Here is a 26,276-nt window from a genome sequence, read left to right as displayed (position 1 = left end):
GCATATGCTGTGGAAGTAGTCAGGGCTGAGCCAGGGGCAGACCTATGGTGGGAGCTTATGGCATACGCCAGGAGCTGCCCCTGGGTCGCAGGGGAGCACCTTGCGGACCTAATGAGGGACGGTGCGTTTACAGAGTGGGAGAGTGTTTTTGCCGCATTGGACGGCGGGAAGATAGTGGGCTTCTGCACGCTCATGGAGACCGACTATTACCCGGAGAATCGGTACTCCCCCTGGATAAGCACGGTGTTTGTGGACGAGAGCTTCCGGGGAAGGGGCATATGCGGGAAGCTGGTAGAGGCGGCCTGTGGTTATGCTGGCGAGGCCGGTTTTCATAGGGCTTTTATACCGTCTGATATTATCGGGCTGTACGAGAGGTACGGCTTTCAGCAAATAGACAAGCTGGAGAACTATGGCGGAGAATTGGACAATATTTTTGCCAGAGATATATAATTTAGGAGGTAAAGCAGGATGAACGCAGAAATAATTTCCGTTGGCACCGAGCTCCTTCTGGGGGCGGTAGTGAACACCGACACGGCAATCGTTGCCCGGGCTCTCTCGGAGCTGGGCATAGACCTTATGCACACTTGTGTGGTAGGGGACAACCCTCAGCGCCTGAAGGAGGCGGTTGAGGGGGCCATTGCCAGGAGCGGACTGCTCATTATGACCGGGGGCCTGGGGCCAACTGCCGACGACCTGACTAAGGAGACCACAGCGGCTGCGGCGGGTAAGAAGCTGGTGCTCCATGAGGAGAGCCTTAGGCGCATACAGAACTATTTCAATGAGCAGCACGTGAGCGAAAACCAGGCGAAGCAGGCCTGGCTGCCGGAGGGGTGCACGGTGCTGCAGAACGACAATGGCACGGCCCCCGGCTGCGCGTTTCAGGCGGAGAACGGCTGTACAATAATCATGCTCCCGGGCCCGCCGTCAGAGCTGACGCCTATGCTGAATAATTACGCCGTGCCCTATCTTAAAAAGAGTCAGGAGTATACAATCGTATCGCATAATGTGCATATCTACGGCAGAGGCGAGGCCCCGGTAGCCCAGATGATGGACGACTTGATGGACAGCCAAAACCCCACTCTGGCCCCATACGCCAATGAGGGCGAGTGCTACCTGCGGGTAACTGCCAAGGCTCACACCCATGAGGAGGCCGACAGGATGTGCGGGCCGCTGATTCAGGAGATTAGGAGCAGGCTGGGAAACTTTGTGTACAGCGTTGACGTCAACAGCCTTGAGGAGCTGGTGGTAAAGGAGCTGGCTGAGAAGGGGAAGACTTTGGCCACAGCCGAGTCGTGCACCGGAGGGCTGCTGAGTAAGCGTATAACAGACGTGTCAGGGTCCTCAGGGGTGTTTAATATGGGGGTTGTGACCTACGCAAATGAGGCTAAGGAGGAGCTCTTGGGCGTTCCGCACGAGACTTTGGAGCAGCACGGCGCCGTCAGCGAGGAGACCGCCAGGGCCATGGCAGAGGAAATCGTGCGGCGAAGCGGAAGCGACCTGGGGGTTGGCATTACCGGGATTGCCGGGCCTGAGGGCGGCACGCCGGAGAAACCGGTGGGGCTCATATATATCGCCCTTAGCGACGGTAAAAATACCTGGGTGGCAAAGCGCTCCCCGATAGGCCGCACCAAAAGCCGGGACTGGCACAGGCACTGTGCGGCGTCCCAGGCCCTGGACATGGTGCGCAGGTATCTGGCGGGAATGCCTGTGATTGAAGTGCATGAATAGGGAGGCGGCAAGCCCCTCAAGTCCAGTGGGCCGCTTTGCCCCTACCCCAAGCGGCAGTATGCACCTGGGAAACCTTTTCAGCTGTCTGCTGGCGTGGCTGTCGGCGAGGTCGGCGGGGGGCAGGATGATAATGCGCATGGAGAATCTTGACACCCAGCGCACAAGCGTTGAGTTCGGCGAGCGGCTTATGCGGGATTTGGAGTTCCTGGGGCTTGACTGGGACGAGGGACCGTATTGGCAGTCGGAGCGCGGCGGGTACTATCAGGAGTGTCTTGACAGGCTTACAGAACAAGGGCTTGTATACCCGTGCTTTTGCAGCCGGGCCGAGCTCCACGCCGCGGACGCTCCCCACGCTTCAGACGGGGACTATATCTATCAGGGTGCCTGCCGCGGGCTGTCAATGGGGGAGATTGGGGAGAAAAGTAGGTTACGGTCTCCCGCTATGAGGCTGTGGGCAGAGGGCCGGGTCGGGTTTCAGGATTTGCACTACGGCTGGTATGAGCAGGATTTACAGAGAGACTGCGGGGACTTTCTTCTCCGGCGCTCCGACGGTGTGTTCGCCTATCAGCTGGCGGTCGTCGCCGACGACGGGGCCATGGGGGTCACAGAGGTAGTTCGGGGGCGAGACTTGCTGAGCTCAGTGCCAAGGCAGCTGTATCTATACAGGCTCTTAGGGCTGCAGGAGCCGGAGTTTGCCCATATACCCATGCTGCTGGCAGAGGACGGCAGGCGTCTGTCAAAAAGGGACGCGGATATGGGGCTGGACTCCCTGCGGCAGAGGCTTAGCGCCGGGGAGATAGTGGGCAGGCTAGGGTATCTTGCAGGCCTTACAGACAGGCTGGAGGCGGCAAGCCCCCGGGAGCTCCTGGACGGTTTTAGCTGGGAAAAGGTCAAAAAAGAGGATATTTTTCTCCCAAAGGATTTATTTTAGGCAAAGGAAAAGCAGGGTTTTCACCCTGCTTTCTTTATGCCATTTAGAAGGTCTCGTAGTTGTGCGCGTCCTTGAGCACCATGTCCTTGACCTTCATCAGCCTTATCTGGGTAGAGCGCTCGTTCTCGTCCAGCTTCATGGAGATGTACTTGATATTGGCCTGAAGCTCAGGTATCATAACATGCTCCAGGGCGTTTACCCTGCGGCGGGTCTTCTCTATCTCCACAGCCATCAGCTGGCAGGATTTCTCAATCTCCGCGAGCTTGAGCATGTCGGGGAAGACGTCGGCCAGGGACTTCACCGCTCCGTCCAAATCGCTGGAGGTGAAGGCGAAGCCGTAGGAGAAGATATCGTTCTGGTCGGGTGTGCGGGTCTTGAAGTCGAAGGTGGGGATTTCCACGCTCATCACGTTCTCCATCCCGGCCTCTACAGAGACCCTCTGCTTGGGGGCCAGCATGGCAGTGTTCAGCACCTGGTCCTGCATACCCGCCCGGGCCAGCAGGAAGTTTTTGTTGGCGGCCTCTATGCCCTTCTCCACATGCTCGCGAAGGGACTTATTCTCCCGCACCTTCTCCAGAAACTGGCGCATCAGCTCGTCACGCTTGTCTTTGAGAAGCTTATGGCCCCGGGTGGCGGTGGTCAGCTTCTTTTTCAGGCGTGTGAGCTCCATGCGGGTAGGGGTTATCTGTTTACTTGCCAAGGCGCATCACACCTTTCCGTAATACTGGTCCAGGAACTTGTCGTTAATACGCTTGAGCTCCGAGCGGGGCAGGATGGACAGAAGCTTCCAGCCGATGTCCAGAGTCTCCTCAATGTCCCGGTTGGCGGTGTAGCCCTGGGAGACGTACTCGCTCTCGAAGGCGTCCGCAAACTTGGCGTAGAGCTTGTCGATATCCGTCAGGGCTGCTTCACCCAGCACCACCATCAGCTCCTTGGCCTCCTTGCCGCGGGCATAGGCCGCGAACAGCTGGTTCATGGTAGCCGCGTGGTCGGCGCGGGTACGGCCCTCGCCGATTCCCTTATCCTTCAGACGGCTCAGAGAGGGCAGCACGTCGATAGGCGGGGTCACGTTCTTACGGTACAGCTCCTGGCTCAGAATAATCTGGCCCTCGGTGATGTAGCCGGTAAGGTCGGGGATGGGGTGGGTCTTGTCGCCCTCAGGCATGGTGAGAATGGGTATCATGGTGATAGAGCCGTTCTTGCCCTTCTGACGGCCCGCGCGCTCGTAAAGAGTCGCAAGGTCTGTGTACATGTAGCCGGGATAACCGCGGCGTCCGGGGACCTCCTTACGGGCGGCGGAGACCTCGCGCAGGGCGTCGGCATAGTTTGTGATGTCGGTCAAAATTACCAGCACGTGCATGTTCTTCTGGAAGGCCAGGTACTCCGCGGCGGTGAGGGCCATCTTGGGGGTGGCGATACGCTCAACGGCGGGGTCGTTAGCCAGGTTTACAAACATAACTGTGCGGTCGATAGCTCCGGTCTCACGGAAGCTCTGTACGAAGAAGTTGGACTCCTCGAAGGTAATGCCCATGGCGGCAAAGACGACTACGAAGGGGTCGTTAGTGCCGCGCACCTTGGCCTGGCGGGCTATCTGGGCAGCCAGCTGGGCGTGGGGCAGACCGGAGGCGGAGAAGATAGGCAGCTTCTGGCCGCGGACCAGGGTGTTCAGGCCGTCGATAGCGGAAACGCCGGTCTGTATGAACTCCTGGGGATAGTTCCGGGCGGCGGGGTTCATGGGCAGGCCGTTGATATCCACCCGCATGTCGGGGAGAATCTCGGGTCCGTCGTCAATGGGGCGGCCCAGGCCGTCGAAAACGCGGCCCAGCATATCCTCGCTGACGCCCAGCTCCATGCTGTGGCCCAGAAAGCGTACCTTGGAATTGGACAGGTTGATACCTGTGGAATTTTCAAACAGCTGCACAAGGGCGTTGCCCTCGTTGATTTCCAGGACGCGGCAGCGGCGGCGCTCGCCGTTTGCCAGCTCTATCTCGGCAAGCTCATCGTAGGCCACGTTCTCCACGTCGCGCACCAGCATAAGAGGGCCTGCCACTTCCTGGATAGTCCTGTATTCCTTTGGCATTAGAAGTCCTCCTTTGCATTCTTAGCTTCGTTTACTTCCTTGTCGAGCTCAGCCATCACCTGGTCGAAGGCGGAGGCTATATTCTCAGGCAGGGTGTACTTATAGCGGCCTATCTGCTCTCTGACAGGCAGGTCGATGAGCTTCTGGATGTCCGCGCCCGCGTTGAGGGCCTCAAGGGCCTTGTCGTAGTAGGCGGCTATCAGCTGCATCATCCTGTGCTGCTTGTCGAGGGAGGTATAGGTGTCAACTTCGTCGAAGGAGTTCTGGTGCAGGAAGTCCTCGCGGATAGAGCGGGCGGCCTCCAGCTTCAGACGGTCGGGGGCGCTCAGAGCGTCCATACCGACCAGCTGCACTATCTCCTGGAGCTCAGATTCGTCCTGCAGCAGGCCCATAAGCTTTGTGCGCAGGTCAATCCAGTCCTCAGCAACGTGGGTGTTGAACCAGTTGGCGATATCGTCAAGATACAGAGAGTAGCTTGTCAGCCAGTTGATGGCGGGGAAGTGGCGCTGCTGGGCAAGAGCGGTATCAAGGCCCCAGAACACCTTAACTATACGCAGAGTCGCCTGGGAAACGGGCTCAGAGATGTCGCCGCCGGGAGGGGAGACGGCGCCGATAACGGACAGGGCGCCCTCACGGTCCTCGCCGCCCAGGGTCTTAACAGAGCCGGCACGCTCGTAGAACTGGGCAAGACGGCTGCCGAGGTATGCGGGATAGCCTTCTTCGCCGGGCATCTCTTCAAGACGTCCGGACATCTCGCGGAGGGCCTCGGCCCAGCGGGAGGTGGAGTCGGCCATCAGGGCCACGGAATAGCCCATATCACGGAAATACTCGGCAATGGTAATGCCGGTGTACACAGAGGCCTCGCGGGCCGCAACAGGCATGTCGGAGGTATTGGCGATAAGCACAGTGCGCTCCATCAGGGACTTGCCGGTTTTGGGGTCGATAAGCTCGGGGAACTCGTTGAGAACGTCGGTCATCTCGTTGCCGCGCTCGCCGCAGCCGATATAGACCACGATGTCGGCCTCGGCCCACTTAGCCAGCTGGTGCTGGATAACGGTCTTGCCGGAGCCGAAGGGGCCGGGAACAGCCGCCACACCGCCCCTCGCGATGGGGAACATGGTATCGACCACGCGCTGGCCGGTGACAAGGGGCATGTTGGGGGAGAGCTTCTGCTTATAGGGGCGGCCCTGACGGACGGGCCACTTCTGCATGAGGCCAACCTTCTTGGGGCCGTCCTTGGTCTCCACAGTAGCCACCATGTCGGTGACCTTGTACTTTCCGGCCTTTATCTCGGTTATCTGGCCCTCAATGCCAACGGGGACCATGATTTTGTGAGAGACGACCTCGGTCTCCTGAACGGTGCCGATGATGTCGCCGGGCTGTACTGCGTCACCGGTCTTCTTGGTGGGCACAAAGTCCCATTCCAGGTCCCTTTTAAGGGAGGGGACCTCGACGCCGCGCTGGAGGTTGTTGCCGGAAATCTTCATTATGTCATCCAGCGGGCGCTGGATGCCGTCGTATATGCTGGTGATAAGGCCGGGCCCAAGCTCCACGCTCATGGGCACGCCTGTAGACTCTACAGGCTCCCCGGGGGCCAGGCCGGAGGTCTCCTCGTAAACCTGGATGGAGGCCTCGTCGCCGTGTATCTCAATTATCTCGCCGATAAGGCGGCGCTCACTGACGCGCACCACGTCGAACATGTTGGCGTCGCGCATGCCCTTGGCGATAACGAGAGGTCCGGCTATTTTTTTGATGGTACCATTACTCATGTTTACCGATCACCTTTTTCTCGTATTATTTTAGTTGCCGTTGAAAATAATGTCTGAGCCCACGGCCTGCTCCACCGAGCGCTTCACCATGTCGATACCCATGCCGGTGTTTCCGTGTACCCCGGGGATGGGGATGACGGCAGGCATCAGGCTCTCACGGCAGCGCTCAAGCTCGGCGGGCATTTCCGCGGCCAGGGCCTCGGTGACGTATACCACGGCATAGTCCTGTTCAGAGAGCCTTCTAAGGGTCCTGGCGCCCTCCTCGCCACTGGGGACAGGGAAGACCTCCAGCCCCAGGGCCGCGAAGCCGTAAATGCTGTCGCGGTCGCCCAAAACTGCAATCTTATACATACATATCCCTCAGTCTTTCCCGAATCATGCCGTCGTCCAGCTCGTTGAGCTTGCCGGAGAGTATGATTCGCACGGTGCTGATTTCGTTCCTTCTTGCCAGCACATAGGCGAAAAGCGGTCCCACAGTGAAGGGGTTCATCTTCTGCTCCTTGATAAGGTCCATGACCCTGTCGTCGCAGTATTTTTCAAAGGCGGAATAGGACTCCCTGAGCTTTTCCGCGGCCTCACCGTAGGGCGTGACCGACAGGTAGGCGAACAGGTCGTCAAGGCTCTTGCAGGCCGCAACCGCCAGTGAGGACGCGTCCAGGGTCCCGCAGGGGGCCAGGGCAGCGTCTAAAAACGCACGGCTCTTGCCGGTCTTGCAGGCGCGCACGGCTATCTTTATGTCGGAGACAGCCGCCGTCAGCTCGGCGTAGTCGCGGAGTATCTCTACCCCGCTCTCCCTGCCGCACTGCAAAAGGTCAGCAATGCAGGCCCTGTCAAGTATCACGTCACAGAGCTGGCCGTCCTCGGTCTGAAGCAGGGTGTGATAGGCCTCGTCCGCCGCAGCCGCCATGGTCTCGGGCAGCTCGGAAAAGTCGCCCTCCCTGACGCAGCGCAGCATAAGCTCCGGGTCCACGGCGCCGCCGGGCAGAAACACGTCCCGTGGCTCGACGCCGGTGACCACCGCCTTGACGGCGGCCTTCAGGTTATTATAGTCGGTGGGGTACAGGAGCACCTTAAAGGGGGTCAGGTCGTCCGTCAGCTCGTGGATAAAGGCCCAGGTCTTTTCCTCCTCAGCGGCTAAAATTGCCTCAGCGGAGGGGTCGCCGTCGCCCCAGCCCTTGTCTGACAATGTCCGCAGGCACTCGTCATAGGTCCTGCAGGCCATAAGCTGGTCCACGTCCTGGCGGCTGAGAAGATTAAGCTCCCTTGAGCGCACCCTTGCCACCGCGTAGATATATTCTTCAGTCATAGAGGCAGTTTCCTTTCTTGGGGCGTACTCATGCCGTGGGGAACAGCAGCTTGCCCGCCGTATCCCTCAGCTCCTCGTAGGCGTCCTCGAAGATGGCACGGAAGGTGCAGTTGATGTCCACACCGCCGTATACCAGCAGGAAACCGCTCTCCACGTCATGGGCCTTGGGGGAAATGGTGACCTGGGCCCCGGGGACTGCCTTGCGCATCCGGGCTAAGAAGTCGTCCGGCAGGCGGTCAAGGTCCCTTTGGTTCAGGTGCAGCTCACCCTGGCCCTCCCGGGCAAAGCGGGTGTAAAGGGCCAGAAGGGTGTCAAAATACTGGGCGTCCGGGGCCTCCTCGAAGGACTTCCGGGCAGCGTCCACGGTCTCGCCGATAAGCTGCTGCTTGAACACCAGCATTTGGTTCCTCTGCTCCAGCTCTGCGGCGGACTTGGCGCGGTCCCTGATGTCCTGGGCCCGGCGCTCGCCGTCCTTTAATACCGCCCGCACCTGCTCGGCGCCCTTGGCCTTGGCCTCCTCAGCTATCTCTTCAGCCTTCTTTTTAGCCTCGCTGAGTATTTCTTCGGCCTCTTTCTGGCCGTCACCGGCTATCTGGCTGATGATTGAATCCAGTCCGGTCATAGGTCTACCTCCTCTCTCTTATGTATCGGCACGCCTGAATTACAGGGAAGCGATGCTGGTGATGGAGAGGATGGAGATAAGCAGGGCCAGAACCGCGTAGGTCTCGACCATGGCGGGGAAAATCATGGACTTACCGAACTGGTCAGGCTTCTTTGCAACCAGGCTGATAGAGGAGACAGAGGCCTTGGCCTGCCACTTTGCGGAGACCATGCCGACGATTGCCATGGGCAGGCAGGCGGCCAGGTACAGAAGGCCCTTAGCCAGAGTGGTGGGGGCCTCGCCGCCCAGGATGCCAATCTGAGTGAGGGTAACGAAGCCGATTAGAAGGCCGTAGATGCCCTGGGTGCCGGGCAGCAGCTGCAGGATAAGAACCTTACCGAACTTGGAGGGGTCCTCGGTCACAACGCCGGCAGCGGCCTGGCCGGTCATGCCTACGCCGATGGCGGAGCCGATGCCGCCCATGAGAGCCGCCAGGACAGCGCCCAGCAGCGCGAACACAACGCCTAAAGCATTCCAATCAAAGTTTTCCATTTGTTATTCCTCCGTAATCTTGAAGTGTTTAGTATTTGCGGCAAAGGGCTCGAATTTGCGCCCGCCGCCCTCATAGAACTTGCCGAAGAACTCCACGTACTGCAAGCGGTTGGTATGTACGTATGCTCCCAGCAGGTTGATGAGCAGGTTCAGCACGTGCCCGATGACGAACACAAGTATAAAGAGTACCACGCCTATAATGCCGCCGCCTGCCATGGTGCCAAGCATGTTGAACACCTGGGCGATAACGCCGGTGGCAAGCCCGAGGGCCAGAAGGCGGGAATAGGACAGAATGTCCGAGAGCCAGCTGGACACGCCGTAGAGGCCGTAGAGGCCCTTTAGGAGGCGCTTGAAGCCGCGGCTCTCACGGCCGCTTGTGGCGATAATGCCCACGGCCCCTATAGCCGCCAGCACCAGGGCTATGGTAATGACGGCGGACGGAATGGGCAGGTCAAGGCTCATCATGTCCTTGAACATGTCGCTGCCCACCAGGGCGATGATAAGCCCGCCCACAAGCATGTACCAGAATCCGCTGTCATATAGTGCGTCAAGGTACTTGCCCCGGCGGCAGAGCTGGTATATCTGCATTGCAAGGCCTGCGAACAGGTGGATTATGCCCAGGAGGAAGCTGAAAAGCATCAGCCTCATTGGGTCATCCAGGGGCGCAAACCATAGGGGCGGCACGGTTATCTCGCTGCCGAAGAATGTCCTGGTGATGACCGGGATGGCGTCTCCGAAGTAGCTGCCGAACATTACGCCCCAGAACATGGTGGATATGCCACAGAAGAAGAACATGCGCATGGTCTTTCGCAGGCCCTCTTCTATGTTTTTGAACTTTAAGAGCACGATACCGCAGGCAAGGGAGATAAGAAAACCGTATGCCGCGTCTGAGAGCATCATGCCAAAGAGCACATAGTAGAACACGCACATTACCTTAGAGGGGTCAACCTCCCATTTTCCGGGAAGGCTGTAGCCCTCAAGCACCCCTTCAACAGGGGCCCCGAAGAAGCCGTTTTTAAGCTTAATGGGCAGTTCCTCGTCCTCGGAGGGGGTCTCAAGCTCCACGAGGGCGTCGTACTTCTGCTCCAGGGCCTGCTTCAGGCCGTCGGCTTCCGAGGCGTCGATATAGCCGGTGAGATAGAACACGTGCCGGCTCTGCCAGAGCTCGCCTAAGACCTGGTACTTGTCGGCGCGCATGGTGTAGTAGTCGGCGGTGAAGAGCAGCTCCTCACGCTTTTCGGCGTAGGACATTATCTCCTGCTTTGCGGACTCTATCTCCTCTTCGGCCTTCTTAATGCGCTCCCGAAGCTCCTTTACCCTCTCGGGTGGAGCCGTCTTGCTGGGGGCGGCGGGGTAGGTGAAGCCCATGCCCCTAAGGGCCGCCTCAAGCTTAATTCCGTACTTTCCAAGGCACACCACAAACACGCAGGTCTGCTGGGGCTGTGTGCTCACCACCTCAACCTCCACGCCCTCAATCTCCGGGGCGCTCTCAGCTATGCGGGCCTTTATCGCCCCTTCGGTGAGCTCCTCGGGGAAGCTGCCGATGAAGACGCTGGTGGAGCCTGTGCCGATGGTGCGCATGGACACGTCCAGGCCCATCCAGGGCTTTAGGGCGTCGATTTGGGCCTCGAGCCTCGCAATCTCCGCCTGCTGGTCCGTAATGCGCTTGCCGAGGGCGCTTATCCTGGAGGCTGTTTTATTGAGCTCCGGGGCGCCTTTGGCTGTCTCATCATACTCCCGCACGCCTATGCCCTTACGGCCCTCGAGCATGGCGAGCATGGACTTATTAAAGGAGGCGTAGGTGTCGAGCACCTCCACTGCGGAGTTGATGAGCTGAGCGTTTTTCTCGAATGTCTGCCGTGCAGAGGCCGTATCCGTCTGAGCGAAGGGACCCTTCCCCAATTCCTCGTCTGTACCCTTGGGGAAGCTGACCTCAACGGCGGCCCTGCGCTGCAGCATTTCAAGAATCTTTTTGCGGTTGTTCTTCAGCGCGTAAACATGTATGCGCTTCATTTCCACTACCGCCATTCTGCATCGAACCTCCTTTAGGCCTTGCCCAAAACGATTTTGCGGATTTCTTCCGCTACACGGGCGCTGTTTGCCCCCGCGGACTGGCGCAGCTCCTTCTGCTGAGAGAGGGTCTGCTCCCGGACGGCGGTGCGGGTCTTCTCCGCGTCTGCCCGGGCCACGCCGCAGAGTACGTCGGCCTTTTTCTTGGCCTCCTTCACGGCGGCTTTCAGGGCCTCCGCGCCCTGGGATACGGCTTCGGCGGTGAGCCTTTCGCCTTCCTCCTTAGCATGCAGCACCACGTCCCGCGCCTTGAGCTCCGCGTTGCTGATGGCCTGCATGGTCTCTTTCGCCAAACTTCTTCACCTCCTGCTGAATAGCCTCAAAGTAGTTTTAATACTGTTAGGTGCGCTGTGCGCCCCAATAAATATAGGTACACAGACACAAGCATATTATACCCCTTATATTCCCAAAAGTCAAAACTAAAATTATAAAACAGGGAGTAAAAATCGTTATAACACTATGCGCTGTCTACACAGGCGCACGAAAGACAAGATAGAGAGAAAAGCCTGTCGGAATAAAGGGGGATTACCCCAATCCGACAGGCATAGGCTTTACTCGATTAAAATTTTACCAGGTTTACTCGGCAGAGGAGCTCTCACTCTCGGAGCTCTCCCCGGAGGAGGTACCGTTCTTGCCCATAATCTTCGCGACCTTGGAGGGCTTGATACTGTTTATGGCGCTCTGGTTTATCTGGATATCCATGGACTTGCCCTGGTCGATGGTGTACTGGGAGAAGTCCTTGCCCCTCATATCACTGAGAAGACTGCCCAGGCGGGATTCGTCCTCCAGAAGGGCCTTGAAATCCTCCTCAATGTCCAGCTTCTGGACGATATAGTACCGGGTGGCGGTCTCAACGAAGGCTGCCTCGCCGTCCTTCAGGGGCTCAAGGGCCTCGGCAAAGAGGTCGTTCAGGCTGTCTTTGGCGTATGCTATGGGCTCGCCCAGGGTGGGCTGGGTACCCTTGAAGTTGGCGTAGTTTGCAGAGGCGGTGTCAAGGTCTATGCGTCCGTCACTTATAAGCTTCGCCTGGTCCTCCAGGTACTCCTTTACCTCGGACTTCTCGTCCTCGTCCATCTCGGCTGATTCGCCCTCGTCGCCGGTAATGGTAAGGTCGGCGTACAGGTACTGGTAGTACACATAGCTGTCGATATAGTGGTCGTGGAGTTCGTCTTCTGAAAGCTCCAGCTCGCCGCCCTTGCCGTACATGGTGTGCAGAAGCTTTGTGAGCTTGGAGTTATAGACGGAGTAGGCCTCCTCAAATGAGCTCTCTGCAATGCCCATATCCTCGAAAGGCTCTTTATAGTAGCCCCACATATTGGAGGTTACATAGTCAACGGAGTCCAGGTCATCCTCGTCGAGAGTGAGGCCCAGCTCATTGAACTTATCGTTCACGTAGCAGTAGGAGTAGAGATAGTCTGTGGCCCTGGATTTTATCCAATCAGAGGAGTTCTGGCCCTCCACGTCGGATTTCAGCACCTCGGCCTCGGTCCCCAACTTGCCTGCGGCCTCGGAGTAGGCGCTGGAGAGGTAGTAGATGTAGCCGCCGATGGGCAGGGTGGTGTCGCCGGACTTTACGGCCCAGGTATTGTTTTCGCTGTAGCAGCCGGAAAGGCCCGCGCACATGGCAAGGGCCATTACCCCCGCGGCGGCGCGCTTGAAGATTTTTGTCATAGATACACTGTCCTTTCTTTTCAAACAGGTCAAATATTTAAATAAAAAGCCTGTTTTTTCTTAAATTCAACTGGAACTTCCCTATTATACCGCAAAACTTCTCAAATGTCTATAAGTTTTCCACCATGATTTTCAAAACCCCGGAAAGCACCTCCAGCGGGGCCCCGCCCCTGAGCTTTACGCTGAGATAGGGCCTGCTGCCCGCGCTCACCATGACCCTGCCGTTCATGGCCTTTACAAGCTTTCCGACCTGGGCCATGTCCACCTGCCGCTGGTAGAGGAGCAGGGAGTCGTTCTGCTGCTTTATCTCGTTTATGCCAAGGCCTGCCGCCATGCCTCTCAGAAGGGCTATGTCTATGAGCCCGCGCACAGCCTCCGGGGGCTCGCCGAAGCGGTCGATGAGCTCGTCGGTCACGTCCATAGCGTCCTCCTGGTCCTGGACCCCCGCTATCTTGCGGTAGACCTCCAGGCGCAGGTCTATGCTGTCGATATAGTCCTCTGGGATATGGGCCGAAACCTGCATATCCACTGTGCAGCCCTCGTCTACGGGGGCTTTTATCTCCTCGCCCTTCATAAGGCTCACGGCCTCGTTTAAAAGCTTCACGTACATGTCGTAGCCCACGGCCTCCATATGCCCGTGCTGCTCGCCGCCAAGGACATTGCCGGCGCCGCGTATCTCCAAATCCCGCATGGCTATCTTGAAGCCCGAGCCGAACTCGGTGAACTCCCTGATAGCCGAGAGCCGCTTCTGGGCTATCTCCTGGAGGGATTTATTGGGGGTATAGGTGAGATAGGCATAGGCCCGGCGGTTGCTGCGGCCCACGCGGCCCCTAAGCTGGTGGAGCTGTGATAGGCCCATCCTGTCCGCGTTCTCTATTATAAGGGTGTTGGCGCTGGGCACGTCCACGCCGGTCTCTATTATAGTCGTGCAGACCAGAATGTCTATCTCATGGTCTAAAAGCTGCCGCCAGACCTCCGAGAGCTCCTCCTCCTCCATTTTGCCGTGGCCGAAGCCCACCCTCGCCTCGGGTATGGCCTCCTGGAGCCTTGCGGCTGTGCGGGATATGGAGGCGGTGTCGTTGTGAAGGTAGTATACCTGCCCGCCCCGGCGGAGCTCCCTCCTTATGGCGTCGTATATCACGCCGTTATCGTGCTCCATCACGTAGGTCTGCACCGGGTGGCGGTCCTGGGGGGCCTCCTCGATAACCGACATATCCCTTATGCCGGAGAGGGCCATGTTGAGGGTGCGGGGGATGGGGGTAGCGGAGAGGGTGAGCACGTCCGCCGTGCTGCAGAGGGTTTTCAGCTTTTCCTTCTGGGCCACGCCGAAGCGCTGCTCCTCGTCGATTATCACAAGGCCCAAGTCCTTGAAGCGCACGTCCTTGCTCACCAGCCGGTGGGTGCCCACAATAATGTCCACGGCCCCGCGCTTTAAGCGCCTGAGGGTCTCGTCCTGCTGCTTCGGGGTGCGGAAGCGGGACAATAGCTCCACGTCTATGGGGAAGCCCTCCATGCGCCTTAAAATCGTCTGATAGTGCTGCCAGGCCAGAATAGTGGTGGGAACCAGGATGGCGCACTGCTTGCCCCCGGTGACGCACTTAAAGGCCGCACGCAGGGCAACCTCGGTTTTTCCAAAGCCCACGTCGCCGCAGAGCAGGCGGTCCATGGGCACGGCGCGCTCCATGTCGGACTTTATCTCGTTGACACAGCGCAGCTGGTCCTCGGTCTCCTCAAACTCAAAGCGGCCCTCGAAGTCCCGCTGCCAATCGCCGTCCTCGGGGAAGGGGAAGCCCTCCTGCTGCATACGCTGGGCGTAGAGCTGTATGAGCTCCTTTGCGATGTCCTTCACCGCCGCCCGGACCCGCTGCTTCTTCTGCTGCCAGTCCGCGCCGCCCAGACGGCTGAGCTTTATCCCGGAGTCCTCCCTTGGGCCTATATATTTTGACACCATGTCAAGCTGGGTGACAGGCACGTATAAAGAGTCGTTTTTTGCGTAGCGTATGAGGATATAATCCTTTTCCACGCCGTTCATCTCCACCTTGTGTATGCCCTCGAAGATGCCGATGCCGTGGGTGGCGTGTACCACGTAGTCCCCGGAGCCGAGCTCTGAGAGGCTGGAAATCTCCTTTGAGTTCTTATTTTTCTTTATCTTTCTGGCGGCCCGGGCGGCGGTTCTGCCCCGGGCTATAAGGGACAGCCCGGCGTCCGGCCAGTCGAAGCCTGCCGAGAGGGAGCCGGGGGTGACTGTGACTGTGCCCTTGGCAGCGGTGGAGGGGTTTTCAATATACGCCGCCGGGAGCCCGGACTGCTTTAAGTCGTCTGCAAGGGCCCTGCCCGCCCGCTCTGTGCCCGAGAGCACAACGCAGGCCCGCCCCTGGCGCAGCAAGGCCGAGAGGTCCTCCTGCAAAAGCTGTACCCCGCCGCCCCAGGCCGGGAACTGCCGGACGGTTATATTGACGAGGGTTTTAGTGGGAATCTCATAGGTGCCCCGGGCGAATACGTCCATAAAGACGCTGGGGACCCGCTGGGCCTGTGTGAGGGCATACTCCCAGGTCTCGGAGTATTTGTCCAGGCCACGGCACAGTAAACCGTCCTCAAGATATGAGGTGAGGTCCTCGGACCACTGCATAAGGGTGGTGCGCACACGGTCCTTGAGCCTGCTGCCCTCGGAGAAGACAATCAGGCTGTCTTTCTCACTGAAATAGTCGAACAGTGTGGCGGGACGCTCGTATACCAGGGGGATGAATTTATCCATGGAGCCGATGTGAAGGCCGTCTGTAAGCTTCTGGGCTTCGGAAAGAAGTATCTCCCTTGCCTTTGGAGCACGCTTGCCCCGGAGAGCCTTAGAGAGGGTTTCTATTTTCTTTATAAGCGCCGGGGTGTTCTGAGGGATGACCTCGGTGCATGGGGCAAGGGTTACCTCGTCTAAAGGGTCGGTGCGGCGCTGGGTCTCTGGGTCGAAGCTTGAGAGTGAGTCTATCTCGTCGCCCCAGAACTCGACGCGCACCGGCAGCGGGGCGCTGGGGGAGAAAAAGTCCACTATGCCCCCCCGGCGGCTGAACTGGCCCGGGCCCTCTATCTGGGCCTCACGGGTGTAGCCGCAGGAGGTGAGGGCCGAGATGAGCTCGTCAATGGCGAGAGGCTGGCCGGAGCTGAGGGTAAAGAGCCGCCGGCTGAGCTCCTCAGGGCCAAGTGTGAACTGCAGAGCGGCGTCTATACAGCTCACTATGCAGTCGCAGGAGCCGTTTTGCAGGCGGGAGAGAGCCTCCAGGCGCTGGCGCTCGTACTCGTGGGAGGACACGGCGGAGTCCCGGAAGTTGAAATCCCGCAGGGGATAATTGGCTGGGTGCAGCCCAAGGTTTTGCAGGTCCTCGGTGAAGCGCTGGGCCTCGGCCTCGTCGGCGGCGATAATAAGCGCCTTTAGGCCGGACTCCTTCAGGAGCCCGGCGGTTAATACGCATTTATGCACCCCTGATATCCCGGCGGCTACGGCGGGGACCGCCCCTGACTTCAGGGCCTTTTGCAGCTGGGTATATTCGGGGGAGCGGTTGAGGGCTGAAAAAATTGATTTCATAGTATTGACCTCAGTTATAAAGGTTCATGGCCCGGTCAGTATCCCCGCAGATAATGAGCTCCGCGGCGGCGCAGGCGTTGTCCAGGGCCTGGTCCAGCTCATTCATGTCGGCGGCGGTAAATTTTGAGAGCACCCAGTCGGCCAGGTTGAAGTCCGGGTGCGGCTTCTGGCCCACCCCCACCTTTATCCTTGGGAACTGGTCGGAGCCGGAGAGATATATAATATTCTTCATGCCGTTATGCCCGCCGTCGCTGCCCTTGCGCCGCACCCTGAGCTTTCCCGGGGGTAAATTTATGTCGTCGAAGATTATGAGCGTGCGCTCGGGAGGTACCTTGTAAAAGCCCATGGACTCCCGCACGGACTGCCCGCTCAGGTTCATGAAGGTCCCGGGCTTTAGCAGCAGGACATGTCTGCCGCCAAGCTCACAGTCGCCGGTGACGCCCTTGAAGCGCACCCGGCGCATATCAGCGCCAAGCTTTTCGCATAGGCGGTCCAGGACCATGAAGCCCGCATTATGCCTTGTGCCCTCATATTCCCTGCCGGGGTTCCCAAGGCCCGCTATGATAAACTCAACGGGACCCGGGGCGGTCTGCCTTTTTGAAAAAAACATCCTGAATTCCTCCCTCTGAACAAAACAACCTGGCGGGAGGGATGGCCCGCCCGCCTGTGCGTGGACTATTTTAGCATGGTTTAGCGCGGTTTGCAAGGGGTATAGACAAACCTGTTTCCGGATATATTCTTATAAAAAATCCTGGATTTTTCAGAATAAATATGTTATAATGCACCTATAGAACCACAAAATCAACACTGAGGTGAGCAATATGCTTAAAAATTGGATACGTCCCCAGCGGCCCGGGAAGGACGATACGAAGCAAAGGCTGAAGGCGGCAGAGGAGAAGCTTGCCGTTCAGCAAATGCAGCTCAAGGATAAAAAGCTGCCGGTGCTGGTGCTTATCGAGGGCTGGGGAGCCGCCGGGAAGGGCAGCACCATTGGGCGGATAATCAAGAATATAGACCCCCGCTTCTTCAAGGTCTTCTCCATGGCTGCGCCTACTGAGGAGGAGCGCCGCAAGCCCTTCCTCACACGGTATTTCGAGAAGATACCGGAGGCCGGGAAGTTCACCTTTCTGGACTCAGGCTGGATGGACGAGATAACTAAGGAGCGGCTTAACGGTATGCTGGACGAGGAGGACTATGCCCAGCGGGTGGACAGCGTAAAGCGCTATGAGCGGCAGCTGACGGATAACGGTTATCTGGTGCTGAAATTCTTCTTCCACATAAGCAAAAAGGAGCAGGCCCAGAGGATTAACGGCTTGATGGACCATAAGGACACCGCCTGGAGGGTGAGCCGAGGGGATATCTGGCAGAATAATCACTATGATACATGCCTTGATGTGTTCGATAAGTACATGGAAGACACAAATACCCCCAGCGCGCCGTGGTATATTGTGGACGCTAAGAATAAGAAATTTGCGGAGCTGCAGGTGATGGAGGCGCTGTGTACGGGGATTGATACGGCTCTGCATAACGGCAGCTTGGCGGTGCCGCTGCTGCAGAACGTGTTCCCGCTTATAAAAATGCCGAAGCTTAAAGACGTTGAGCTAAAGAGCAAGACGATTACGGACGAGGAGTACAAGGCAAGGCTCAGGGAGCTCCAGGGGAAGCTGGGTATGCTCCACAACCGGCTGTACCGCAAGCGGGTGCCGGTGGTGATAGTGTATGAAGGCTGGGACGCCGCCGGGAAGGGCGGCAACATCAAGCGGCTCACCGGGGCACTGGACCCAAGGGGCTTTGAGGTGTATCCAATCGCCAGCCCCGAGCCCCATGAGAAGGCAAGGCACTATCTCTGGCGCTTCTGGACTAGGCTGCCTAAGGACGGCCACGTGGCTATCTTTGACCGGAGCTGGTACGGACGGGTGATGGTGGAGCGGTTGGAGGGCTTTTGCAGCGAGAACGACTGGCAGAGGGCCTTCTATGAGATGAATGAGTTTGAGCATGAGCTGCATAACTGGGGGGCGGTAGTGCTGAAGTTCTGGGTTCAGATAGACAAGGACACCCAGCTTGAGCGCTTTACAGACAGGAAGAACACGCCCGCCAAGCAGTGGAAGCTCACCGACGAGGACTGGCGCAACAGGGAGAAATGGGACGTGTATGAGGCGGCAATAGACGAAATGCTGGAGAAGACCAGCACCACCTATGCGCCCTGGCATATCCTGGAGTCGGTGGATAAAAAGTACGCCAGGATAAAGGCGCTGGAGATTGTGGTGGAGGCGCTGGAGAAGGCGCTTAAGTGACGGAAAACATTGGGGCGAATGGCTAGGCTCCATAACAAAGTAGTAAAACAGGGTACGGCTTTTTAACAGCCACACCCTGTTTTTTTTGTTTTACTTAGTCAGAATTCTTATAACTTTTATATATGCTAAGAACTGTCTTCCCAAAGTCTGCGCCAAATTCCTCGTCATCTTCGTCGTCAAGTAAATAAGAAAAATCACTTAGGGGTTTTCCAACCCGGCTGTCTGCAAAATCAAGAATTCCGCACACCACGTTTTTGTCATTAAACAATACGTGGTTAAGGCTGAAATCACCATGCAGCAAGACTAAGTCTTTTCTTTTGACTGGAAAAACATCCTTTACATTATGCAGACGATACAAGAATTTTGCCATAAGCTCTGCGTTTTGAAAGAGGATTCGTTTGTCCAGCATTAGAAACTCTTTTTTAGATAATCTTTTTCCGTTCAAGCGTCTGGAATAAAGTATACAAACTCTTCGTCACCAGCAGGGAATGTGCCGCTGAAGAGGACGTTTGGAATATCCAGCGGAGCGCTTTGTCCAAATCCCTGTAATACCTGCATTTCAATTTTTAGGCAGTCACTTGCTTTTCGGTGCTTTGGAAGTTTCATAACCATCTCGTTATTCACGCATAAGGCTTCTGAATGGTTTCCGTATCCGATAAATTCTATTGACTTTACCTGGATTGATTTTGGGAGTATATCTTTTGCCTGCTCCAATGAATACTTCATTTGTAAGCTCCTTATGGCTAGGCCCGCTCACTGCATTTTTACGCCTTCTTCACCGCGCAATGGGTATCTGTGCCGTGGCTTATCCACACTGAGGCAATCTCAAGGTCCTTGTCAAGTATCACAAGGTCGGCAGCTTTTCCGGGCTCTATGCTTCCTATCTCCTTGTCGGCGCCTATCTGGATGGCGGGGATAAGGCTGGCGGACTTTACCGCACGAGGGAGGGGCACTCCCCAGCTTACCAGGTTTTTTACCTCGTGGTGCAGGTTGCTCACGGACCCGGCGATGGTGCCGTCGGGGAGGACGCACTTGCCGCCGCTGATGCGCACGGTCTGGCCCCCCAGGTCGTATTCGGCGCCCTCGGGCATACCGTTGGCCCGGAGGGAGTCGCTGACTATGAGGGCCCTGTCGCCTAAGACATTGAGGGCAATCTTCAGCACCGCCGGGTGGATGTGCTCGCCGTCGCATATCAGCTCTGCCCGGACCCGCTCGTCCTCCAATGCGGCCCCTACAACCCCGGGCTTGCGGTGGTGCAGGCCGTTCATGGCGTTGAAGAGATGGGTGACGTGGGTGACTCCCCAGTCAAAGGCGTCCTTTGCGTCCTCATAGGAGGCGGTGGTATGGGCGATGGAGACAGTGCAGAGCTCCTTGGCCCTTTTCACAAAATCCTCGCCTCCGGGCTGCTCAGTGGCAAGGTCTATGAGCTTCACAAGGCCCCCGGAGAGGTCGTACCACTCCTTAAAGAGCTCAAAGTCCGGGGCCAGCAGGAACTCCTCGTTCTGGGCGCCCTTGCGCTCCCGGGAGAAGAAGGGCCCCTCAAGGTTCATACCCGCCACCTTTGCGCCGTCCTTAATGGGGTGCTCGTGGACCTGCTTTGCCGCGCGGATAGCGGCCTTGATGGTGTCGCTGCTGACAGTGGCGGTAGTGGGGCAGAAGGAGGTGACTCCGTGGGACAGGAGGAACCGGCCCATGCTCTCGAGTGAGTCTGTTGTACCGTCGCCGGCGTCCGCGCCGGCGCAGCCGTGGATGTGCACGTCCACAAAGCCGGGGACGACGGTATAGCCCTGGGCGTCGATAGCGGTGTCCTCGTCACTACGGGGCAGGCTGGGGCCGCATGCGGTTATCCTGCCGTTCTCAATCTGAATGTCGCCCTTAACAAGATTGAAGTCCTTGTCAAGATAGGTGGAGTTGATGATGAACATTTTTTACTTCCCTCGCTTTTTTGATTATAGGAGTATGGTGTTTAATATAACAAGAAGGGTCACACCGGGGACGCCCAGAAGTCCTGATACGCCTATGGACAGGCGGGTGACGGCCAGGGCCACGCCGGTGTAGGGGGCGGTGAGGTTTACGGCAGCCAGGGCCAAGAATCCCAGCAGGCCGGAGAAAATAAAGCTTTTCATTGGGATGTCCTCTCAAAAGGGTTTATAGTAAACGCGGTCAGAAAGAGATACTTTTCATCCTTTGGACTAGGCGGTGCTGCCCGGCACGTTTACTGTACTATATTTTTATGAGAGGGTAAGAGGACTTATTCACGGCTCCTCAGGCATAAAATCTATGCGCCCGGTAGCTACGTCGGCGCCTGCGATTATGATTCCCAGTTCCTGGCCCATCATGAGGGTCTTCCCGCTGCGGCGGCATTTATGGCATATTTCGCCATCAAACTCAAAGTCACAGTTCTCAAAATCACTGAGGCTGATAAAGCCCTCGGCGTTGTTCTCAAGCTTTACAAAAATGCCCTTGGGGGTAACGCCGTTGATAACTCCCGTATGGTGCTCCCCGAGATGGGCGCGCATATACTCAGCCATATAGCAGTCCTCGGCGTCCCGCTCGCCGGTGACCGCCCTGACCTCGTTCTTGGAGCTCTCGACAGCGGACTCCTCGGCAAAGGTCCTGTACTTTTTACGGATGCTCCCCTTATCCTCGCCGCGCACAAGGTCGCTTAAAATACGGTGGATGGATGTGTCGGGGTAGCGGCGTATGGGGGAGGTGAAGTGGCTGTATTCTCCCAGAGCCAGACCAAAGTGGCCCAGCTCCCGGTGGTCGTATCTGGCCTTATCCATAGTGCGCAGGATACGCTGGTTTACAAGGGACTCCTTGCTTGTGCCTCTAACACGGTCCAGGACCTCAGCGAAATCCTTGGTGCTGGGGGTCCCCTTTTTGAGCTCGGAGCATTTTACCCCCAGACGGTCGAACAGGTCGCAGAGCTCGTAGACCCGGTCGGGGTTGGGCTTCTCATGGACGCGGTATAGGAAGGGTATCTCGGCATCTAAGCTGGCCTTAGCCGCAGCGCAGTTTGCAGCCACCATTAGCTGCTCTATGAGCTCCTCGGATATGCCCTGGGTACGGGGGAGCAGGTCTATGCACACGCCGTCCTCGTTTAGGACGAACTTGGTCTCGTCGCTGGTAAGGTCCATCTGACCTCGGGACTTGCCGCTGTTCCGAAGGATATCCGCAAGCTCCTTGGCGGTCATAAGGCTGTCCATTACCGGTGAGTATTTCTCCAGGATATCGGGCATGGCTGTACCCTGGAAAATCTTGTTTACCTCGCTGTACACACCCCTGACCTTGGAGTTGATAACGGTCTTCTCAAATCTGTAGCCTGTCATATTGCCGTCGAAATCAAAGTCCATCAAAGCGGAGAAGGTGAGCTTCTCCATGCCGGCGTTCAGGGAGCAGACGCCGTTGGAGAGGGCCTCGGGGAGCATTGGTATCACCCGGTCGGCAAAGTAAACGGAGGTGCCACGGATAAAGGCCTCGTTGTCTATGGGCGTGCCCGCCTTCACATAGTGGGACACGTCCGCTATGTGCACCCCAAGGGTGTAGCCGTTCACAGTCTTATGGGCGGAGACGGCGTCGTCCAGGTCCTTTGCGTCGGCGCTGTCGATGGTGAAGATAGGCTCGTCCCGAAGGTCCAGGCGCTCAGCCATATCCTCGGGGGTGACGGTCATATGGGAGATGTCCTCGGCCTGGGCCATGACCGCGGGGGGGAACTGGGTGGGTATGCCGCAGCGCTCGATAATGGCGTCGGCGCAGACCCGGGCCCGGTCGCCGGTGCCGAAAATATATTTTACCCCGGCCTGGGTCCAGTCGCCCCTATAGTCCTGTATGGGCTCCATGAGCACCTTATCCCCGTCCTTAGCGCCGCCCAGCTTCCCGGAAGGTATCTCCAGGTCGTACCTTATGGGGCCGTCGGGGGTTATGACGGAGCCGTGCTCGTCTATGTGGACGGTGCCGGTGAGCTTGTTCTCTCCGTGCTCCACTATGCGCTTGACCTTGCCGCTGGGGCCCTTATCGCGCTTTTGTAAGTCAAAAAGTATTACCTTGTCCCCTAAAAACGCCCCGTTCAGGTCCCTGCCGGGGATAAATATGTCCTCGCCTATCCTGGGCTTTGCAAAGCCGAAGCGCGCGGAGAGGGAGACAATCTGTGCCTCTATCTCCCTGGACGGAGGGACGAGCTTTACCCAGTGGTCCTTGTCTATGGTGACCTCCCGGAGCGCCTCAAGGCTCTTTAAAGCCTCATAGAAGCTGTCCTTGTCCCTGATACCGGACTCCCGCTGAAGGGACTTGCTGGGCACGCCGTCGCCGCCGCAGCGCTTTAGGGCGCCCAGAATCAGCAGCTCCTCTGGGGTGCTGGCGGCGCTGGGGAGGGTGTAGGCGTCCTGGTCGGGGGAGCCGAAGGTGCGCCTGGGCTCGCCGAAGCCCCGGCGGCCTCTCTGTGGTCCTTTATTATTCTTCATTTATCTGACTTCCTCTCTTTTTACAGTCCGTTTCTCATTTAAGCCCTGCAACGAGCTCTTTATAGTGCCGGCCCCGGGCCTCAAAGCTCTGATACATGTCAAAGGAGGCCGAGGCGGGGGACAGGGAGACTACATCCCCGGGCGAGGCCAGGGACCCGGCCAGGAATACGGCCTCCTGCATATCCCTCACATGGTGGATATTGGGATGGCTGTGGCGGTACTCCTGGCAGCCGAGCACGGCCTCCTCTATCTTTTCGGCGGTGTCTCCCATGAGTATCAGCTCCCTGACCCGCTGGCATATGGGCCCGCCTAAGGGGGCGTATGGGATATGCTTGTCGTAGCCGCCGCAGATTAGTATCAGGTTTTCCTCATAGCAGCTTAGGGTGCCGGAGATGGTGCGGCTGGGGGAGCTGGCGATGGAGTCGTTGTAGTATTTCACGCCGCCAAGCTCCCGGACGAACTCCATGCGGTGCTCCACGCCGCCGAAGTCCCTTGCCACTTTGCGCATGTTCTCAGGGGAGACCTCACCCCAAGCCGCGGCGATAGCCGCCATATAGTTTTCCACGTTATGCCAGCCGGGGAGCTTTATTTCTCCCACATCCATGAGCTTTTCGCCGTTCACCAGTATGCTTTCGCCGTTGCAGAAAACTCCCCTTTCGGGGCTGTCCTTCCTGGAGAACAGCCAGCAGTCTCCGCGCACCAAGCCTTTGAATCCGGCGGTTATCTCATTGTCGGCGTTTAGCACTGTGCGGGAGAAGCCGTCCTGGTGCAGTATCAGGTTTTTCTTCGCGTCCACGTATTCGTCCATATCCTTGTGGATGTCCAGGTGGTTGGGGGCAAGATTTGTCACCACGGCTACATCCGGGCTATGGCGCATAGAAATGAGCTGGAAGCTGGAGAGCTCGGCTACCACAACATGGTCCGGGGCGATGGCTTCTATCTCCGGGAGCAGGGGCTTTCCTATATTGCCGCCAAGATGTACAGTCATGCCCTGGGCCTTCAGGAACTCCGACAGGATGGTGGTAGTGGTGGTTTTGCCGTCGCTGCCGGTGACAGCGTATATCCTGCATGGGCAGAGCCGGAAAAAGACCTCCATCTCGCTGGTGACGGTCTTCCCAAGCCTCCTGGCATTTTCCAGCTCAGGCAGGTGGAAGGGCATGCCGGGGGTGCGGAAGATTATGTCCTCGGTGAGGCCGTGGAGATAGTCCTTGCCTAGAATCAGCCCCACCTCAAGGCGTTTAAGCGTCTGTCCGTTCTCGCCAAGCTCCTGGAAGCTGCGGCGGTCCCGGGCGGTCACTATGGCCCCATGGCTCTGGAAAAGCTCGATAAGGGGCATATGGCTGCGGCCTATGCCGCAGAAGGTGATGTGCTTGCCGGATATACTCTTAAAAAACGCGGTGGCGTCCATGGCTTAACCCTCCTTGTCGCCGCTGTAGGTGCTGTAAAGATTGTAGTAAACGCCGCCCTTTGCCATAAGCTCCCCGTGGGTGCCCTTCTCCTCAATGCCGTTTTCAGTGAGCACCAAAATGACGGTGGCGTTTTTGATAGTGGACAGGCGGTGGGCGATGGTGAAGGTGGTGCGGCCCTTGCTGAGCTTTTCCAGGGACTCCTGCACTATCTTCTCGCTCTCGTTGTCAAGGGCGCTTGTGGCCTCGTCTAGTATCATGACCGGCGGGTTTTTTAGGAAGGCCCGGGCTATGCTTATACGCTGCTTCTGTCCGCCGGAGAGCTTCACTCCCCGCTCGCCCACGTATGTATCATACCCCTTGCTCAGCTCGGTTATGAAGCCGTGGGCCCCGGCCTGCTTTGCCGCGGCTATCACTTCTTCGCGGGTGGCGCCGGGCCTGCCGTACTCTATGTTCTCAAAGACTGTGCCGGAGAATAGATATACGTCCTGCTGTACGAATCCAATCTGTTCGCGAAGTGAGCGGAGTGTGACATTTTTAATGTCCTGCCCATCTATTTTTATGCGCCCTTCAGTCACGTCGTAGAAGCGGGGAATAAGGTTGCACAGTGTGGTCTTGCCGCTGCCTGAGGGGCCAACCAAAGCCACGTTCTGGCCCGGCTTCACATCCAGGTTTATCTCGGAAAGCACCTGCTTGCCGTCGTCCGCATAGGAGAAGCCCACGTGCTCAAAATGCACGCCGCCCTCGGTTATCTTCAGGGGCGTGGCCCCGGGCTCGTCGAAGATATCCACGTCCGCGTCCAGTATCTGGAAGAAGCGCTCAATGCCGGTCATGCCCTGCTGGAACTGCTCGGCAAACTGGACCAGCTGGCGGATAGACGTTATAAGCGTGCCCACGTAGAGCATATAGGCAACCAGGTCGGCGGGCTGGACTTTGCCGTTTATCATGAAGACAGCTCCAACCAGGAGCACCAGGAAGTGCATAAGGCCGTCGAACATGCGGTTGGTGGCCTCGAAGCCTCCCATCAGGTAGTAGCGCCCCCGCTTGATGTGGAAGAACTTTTTATTGCCTGCCTCGAATTTCTCGGTCTCGACATTTTCGTTTGCAAAGGATTTTACCACCCGCACGCCCAGGAGACTGTCCTCCACCTGGGCGTTTATCTCGCCTATCTGACTGCGCTGCTGCCTAAACTGGCTGCGCATCTTCATATTGAAATATGCTGCGGCAAGCACCATAAAGGGCACCACCGAGAAGACTATCAGCGTCAGGGGCACATTCATGCCGCAGAGGATGATAAACGCCCCCGCTATCTTGATGGTCGCCATGAATATCTCCTCGGGGCAGTGGTGGGCAAACTCCGTTACATCGAACAAATCTGTGGTTATGCGGGACATTATCTGCCCCACCTTCATGTTGTCGAAATAGTTAAAGCTGAGCTTTTGCAGGTGGGCAAAGAGCTGGGTGCGCATATCCGTCTCCATCCTGGCGCCCATTATATGGCCTATGGAGGCCCTGAAGAAGGTCGCCCCGGCATCCACTAAGCAGAGGAACAGGTATAGCGCGCCTATCTTTATGACTATCTGCAAGGTCAGAGAGGCGAGGTCATTAATGCCCATATCCGTGACGTACCGCATAAGCAGCGGCAGGGTGAGCTCGCAAACAGTTGTAAGCGCAGCACAGAACAGGTCGAACACCATCACCCATACATACTTTCTGAAATAGGGAAGGAACCTTCTCACAAGGCCCTTCCTCCGTTTACTGAGGCTTTCCCCCATTTTCCCACTCCTTTGTGAAATTTTTCTTCCTCTATTATAGCACAAGCTTTTGGATT

General features: G+C 57.6%; 23 protein-coding genes. 4 read left to right on the top strand and 19 right to left on the bottom strand.

What is annotated here, in order from left to right:
• The first annotated feature begins 9 nt into the window (after positions 1 to 9).
• The 3 genes from D5270_RS05365 to gluQRS are packed head-to-tail and all read left to right on the top strand — an operon-like array spanning position 10 to position 2,659.
• Positions 10 to 450, top strand: coding sequence for a GNAT family N-acetyltransferase (locus tag D5270_RS05365; RefSeq protein ID WP_166543110.1), 441 nt, complete (start codon positions 10 to 12; stop codon positions 448 to 450).
• A gap of 18 nt (positions 451 to 468) precedes the next feature.
• On the top strand, positions 469 to 1,728 hold the full coding sequence (locus D5270_RS05360) for a competence/damage-inducible protein A (protein ID WP_166543109.1): 1,260 nt from the start codon (positions 469 to 471) through the stop codon (positions 1,726 to 1,728).
• Positions 1,721 to 2,659 (top strand): tRNA glutamyl-Q(34) synthetase GluQRS, encoded by a 939-nt coding sequence (gene gluQRS / locus D5270_RS05355; protein ID WP_166543334.1) that lies wholly within the window; start codon positions 1,721 to 1,723, stop codon positions 2,657 to 2,659. The genes D5270_RS05360 and gluQRS overlap by 8 nt, the downstream gene beginning before the upstream one ends.
• A 43-nt stretch (positions 2,660 to 2,702) precedes the next feature.
• Here gluQRS and D5270_RS05350 read toward each other — a convergent pair whose 3' ends face one another.
• From D5270_RS05350 to pth, 12 genes are all read right to left on the bottom strand, one after another.
• Positions 2,703 to 3,359, bottom strand: coding sequence for a V-type ATP synthase subunit D (locus D5270_RS05350; protein ID WP_166543108.1), 657 nt, complete (start codon positions 3,357 to 3,359; stop codon positions 2,703 to 2,705).
• Positions 3,360 to 3,365: 6 nt separating this feature from the next.
• Entirely contained in the window at positions 3,366 to 4,739 is a 1,374-nt protein-coding gene (locus tag D5270_RS05345) for a V-type ATP synthase subunit B (RefSeq protein WP_166543107.1), read from the bottom strand.
• Positions 4,739 to 6,508 carry a V-type ATP synthase subunit A gene (locus tag D5270_RS05340; protein ID WP_166543106.1) on the bottom strand — a complete coding sequence of 590 codons (1,770 nt, stop codon included), beginning with the start codon at positions 6,506 to 6,508 and terminating at the stop codon, positions 4,739 to 4,741. The genes D5270_RS05345 and D5270_RS05340 overlap by 1 nt, the downstream gene beginning before the upstream one ends.
• 30 nt (positions 6,509 to 6,538) lie before the next feature.
• The gene (locus tag D5270_RS05335) at positions 6,539 to 6,859 is read right to left on the bottom strand and encodes a V-type ATP synthase subunit F (RefSeq protein WP_161471985.1); all 321 of its coding nucleotides are present in this window, start codon (positions 6,857 to 6,859) and stop codon (positions 6,539 to 6,541) included.
• Positions 6,852 to 7,814, bottom strand: coding sequence for a V0D/AC39 family V-type ATPase subunit (locus tag D5270_RS05330; protein ID WP_166543105.1), 963 nt, complete (start codon positions 7,812 to 7,814; stop codon positions 6,852 to 6,854). Before D5270_RS05330 ends, D5270_RS05335 begins: the two co-directional genes overlap by 8 nt.
• A gap of 28 nt (positions 7,815 to 7,842) precedes the next feature.
• Positions 7,843 to 8,436 carry a V-type ATP synthase subunit E gene (locus tag D5270_RS05325; RefSeq protein ID WP_166543104.1) on the bottom strand — a complete coding sequence of 198 codons (594 nt, stop codon included), beginning with the start codon at positions 8,434 to 8,436 and terminating at the stop codon, positions 7,843 to 7,845.
• Positions 8,437 to 8,475: 39 nt separating this feature from the next.
• Positions 8,476 to 8,967, bottom strand: coding sequence for a V-type ATP synthase subunit K (locus D5270_RS05320; RefSeq protein WP_166543103.1), 492 nt, complete (start codon positions 8,965 to 8,967; stop codon positions 8,476 to 8,478).
• 3 nt (positions 8,968 to 8,970) lie between these two features.
• On the bottom strand, positions 8,971 to 10,995 hold the full coding sequence (locus D5270_RS05315; protein ID WP_166543102.1) for a V-type ATP synthase subunit I: 2,025 nt from the start codon (positions 10,993 to 10,995) through the stop codon (positions 8,971 to 8,973).
• A gap of 17 nt (positions 10,996 to 11,012) precedes the next feature.
• Positions 11,013 to 11,330, bottom strand: coding sequence for a hypothetical protein (locus tag D5270_RS05310; RefSeq protein ID WP_166543101.1), 318 nt, complete (start codon positions 11,328 to 11,330; stop codon positions 11,013 to 11,015).
• Between the two features lie 283 nt (positions 11,331 to 11,613).
• Positions 11,614 to 12,708, bottom strand: coding sequence for a hypothetical protein (locus tag D5270_RS05305; RefSeq protein ID WP_166543100.1), 1,095 nt, complete (start codon positions 12,706 to 12,708; stop codon positions 11,614 to 11,616).
• Between the two features lie 109 nt (positions 12,709 to 12,817).
• Entirely contained in the window at positions 12,818 to 16,282 is a 3,465-nt protein-coding gene (gene mfd, locus D5270_RS05300; RefSeq protein ID WP_166543099.1) for a transcription-repair coupling factor, read from the bottom strand.
• 10 nt (positions 16,283 to 16,292) lie between these two features.
• Positions 16,293 to 16,892 (bottom strand): aminoacyl-tRNA hydrolase, encoded by a 600-nt coding sequence (pth, locus tag D5270_RS05295; RefSeq protein ID WP_166543098.1) that lies wholly within the window; start codon positions 16,890 to 16,892, stop codon positions 16,293 to 16,295.
• Positions 16,893 to 17,103: 211 nt separating this feature from the next.
• Between pth and pap the strand changes: the two genes are divergently transcribed.
• On the top strand, positions 17,104 to 18,576 hold the full coding sequence (pap, locus tag D5270_RS05290; protein ID WP_166543097.1) for a polyphosphate:AMP phosphotransferase: 1,473 nt from the start codon (positions 17,104 to 17,106) through the stop codon (positions 18,574 to 18,576).
• A gap of 94 nt (positions 18,577 to 18,670) precedes the next feature.
• Here pap and D5270_RS05285 read toward each other — a convergent pair whose 3' ends face one another.
• From D5270_RS05285 to D5270_RS05255, 7 genes are all read right to left on the bottom strand, one after another.
• Positions 18,671 to 18,985: an aminoglycoside phosphotransferase family protein gene (locus tag D5270_RS05285; RefSeq protein ID WP_166543096.1), complete on the bottom strand. Its 315-nt coding sequence runs from the start codon at positions 18,983 to 18,985 to the stop codon at positions 18,671 to 18,673.
• A gap of 32 nt (positions 18,986 to 19,017) precedes the next feature.
• Positions 19,018 to 19,302, bottom strand: a complete 285-nt coding sequence (locus D5270_RS05280) for a hypothetical protein (protein WP_166543095.1) — start codon at positions 19,300 to 19,302, stop codon at positions 19,018 to 19,020.
• A 38-nt stretch (positions 19,303 to 19,340) separates the two neighbouring features.
• Positions 19,341 to 20,501, bottom strand: coding sequence for an N-acetylglucosamine-6-phosphate deacetylase (gene nagA, locus D5270_RS05275; protein ID WP_166543094.1), 1,161 nt, complete (start codon positions 20,499 to 20,501; stop codon positions 19,341 to 19,343).
• 24 nt (positions 20,502 to 20,525) lie between these two features.
• Entirely contained in the window at positions 20,526 to 20,702 is a 177-nt protein-coding gene (locus D5270_RS05270; RefSeq protein WP_161471996.1) for a pro-sigmaK processing inhibitor BofA family protein, read from the bottom strand.
• A 129-nt stretch (positions 20,703 to 20,831) separates the two neighbouring features.
• Entirely contained in the window at positions 20,832 to 23,039 is a 2,208-nt protein-coding gene (gene rnr / locus D5270_RS05265; protein WP_166543093.1) for a ribonuclease R, read from the bottom strand.
• A gap of 34 nt (positions 23,040 to 23,073) precedes the next feature.
• On the bottom strand, positions 23,074 to 24,447 hold the full coding sequence (murD, locus tag D5270_RS05260) for a UDP-N-acetylmuramoyl-L-alanine--D-glutamate ligase (RefSeq protein WP_166543092.1): 1,374 nt from the start codon (positions 24,445 to 24,447) through the stop codon (positions 23,074 to 23,076).
• A 3-nt stretch (positions 24,448 to 24,450) separates the two neighbouring features.
• Positions 24,451 to 26,220: an ABC transporter ATP-binding protein gene (locus D5270_RS05255; protein WP_166543091.1), complete on the bottom strand. Its 1,770-nt coding sequence runs from the start codon at positions 26,218 to 26,220 to the stop codon at positions 24,451 to 24,453.
• Positions 26,221 to 26,276: the final 56 nt, after the last annotated feature.

Source organism: Acutalibacter sp. 1XD8-36, assembly GCF_009917525.1.
GTDB lineage: Bacteria > Bacillota > Clostridia > Oscillospirales > Acutalibacteraceae > Acutalibacter.
The sequence above is the reverse complement of the archived record's forward strand: the minus strand, read 5'-3'. Positions and strand labels throughout refer to the sequence as shown.

Excerpts from the sequence above, each read along its gene's own strand:
- gluQRS (WP_166543334.1), top strand. The coding sequence starts at position 1,721 with ATGAATAGGGAGGCGGCAAGCCCCTCAAGTCCAGTGGGCCGCTTTGCC.
- D5270_RS05280 (WP_166543095.1), bottom strand. The coding sequence starts at position 19,302 with ATGAAGTATTCATTGGAGCAGGCAAAAGATATACTCCCAAAATCAATC.
- D5270_RS05325 (WP_166543104.1), bottom strand. The coding sequence starts at position 8,436 with ATGACCGGACTGGATTCAATCATCAGCCAGATAGCCGGTGACGGCCAG.
- D5270_RS05255 (WP_166543091.1), bottom strand. The coding sequence starts at position 26,220 with ATGGGGGAAAGCCTCAGTAAACGGAGGAAGGGCCTTGTGAGAAGGTTC.
- nagA (WP_166543094.1), bottom strand. The coding sequence starts at position 20,501 with ATGTTCATCATCAACTCCACCTATCTTGACAAGGACTTCAATCTTGTT.
- murD (WP_166543092.1), bottom strand. The coding sequence starts at position 24,447 with ATGGACGCCACCGCGTTTTTTAAGAGTATATCCGGCAAGCACATCACC.
- D5270_RS05305 (WP_166543100.1), bottom strand. The coding sequence starts at position 12,708 with ATGACAAAAATCTTCAAGCGCGCCGCCGCGGGGGTAATGGCCCTTGCC.
- D5270_RS05335 (WP_161471985.1), bottom strand. The coding sequence starts at position 6,859 with ATGTATAAGATTGCAGTTTTGGGCGACCGCGACAGCATTTACGGCTTC.
- D5270_RS05360 (WP_166543109.1), top strand. The coding sequence starts at position 469 with ATGAACGCAGAAATAATTTCCGTTGGCACCGAGCTCCTTCTGGGGGCG.
- D5270_RS05340 (WP_166543106.1), bottom strand. The coding sequence starts at position 6,508 with ATGAGTAATGGTACCATCAAAAAAATAGCCGGACCTCTCGTTATCGCC.
- D5270_RS05320 (WP_166543103.1), bottom strand. The coding sequence starts at position 8,967 with ATGGAAAACTTTGATTGGAATGCTTTAGGCGTTGTGTTCGCGCTGCTG.
- pap (WP_166543097.1), top strand. The coding sequence starts at position 17,104 with ATGCTTAAAAATTGGATACGTCCCCAGCGGCCCGGGAAGGACGATACG.
- D5270_RS05270 (WP_161471996.1), bottom strand. The coding sequence starts at position 20,702 with ATGAAAAGCTTTATTTTCTCCGGCCTGCTGGGATTCTTGGCCCTGGCT.
- pth (WP_166543098.1), bottom strand. The coding sequence starts at position 16,892 with ATGTTTTTTTCAAAAAGGCAGACCGCCCCGGGTCCCGTTGAGTTTATC.
- D5270_RS05285 (WP_166543096.1), bottom strand. The coding sequence starts at position 18,985 with ATGCTGGACAAACGAATCCTCTTTCAAAACGCAGAGCTTATGGCAAAA.
- mfd (WP_166543099.1), bottom strand. The coding sequence starts at position 16,282 with ATGAAATCAATTTTTTCAGCCCTCAACCGCTCCCCCGAATATACCCAG.
- D5270_RS05330 (WP_166543105.1), bottom strand. The coding sequence starts at position 7,814 with ATGACTGAAGAATATATCTACGCGGTGGCAAGGGTGCGCTCAAGGGAG.
- D5270_RS05345 (WP_166543107.1), bottom strand. The coding sequence starts at position 4,739 with ATGCCAAAGGAATACAGGACTATCCAGGAAGTGGCAGGCCCTCTTATG.
- rnr (WP_166543093.1), bottom strand. The coding sequence starts at position 23,039 with ATGAAGAATAATAAAGGACCACAGAGAGGCCGCCGGGGCTTCGGCGAG.
- D5270_RS05315 (WP_166543102.1), bottom strand. The coding sequence starts at position 10,995 with ATGGCGGTAGTGGAAATGAAGCGCATACATGTTTACGCGCTGAAGAAC.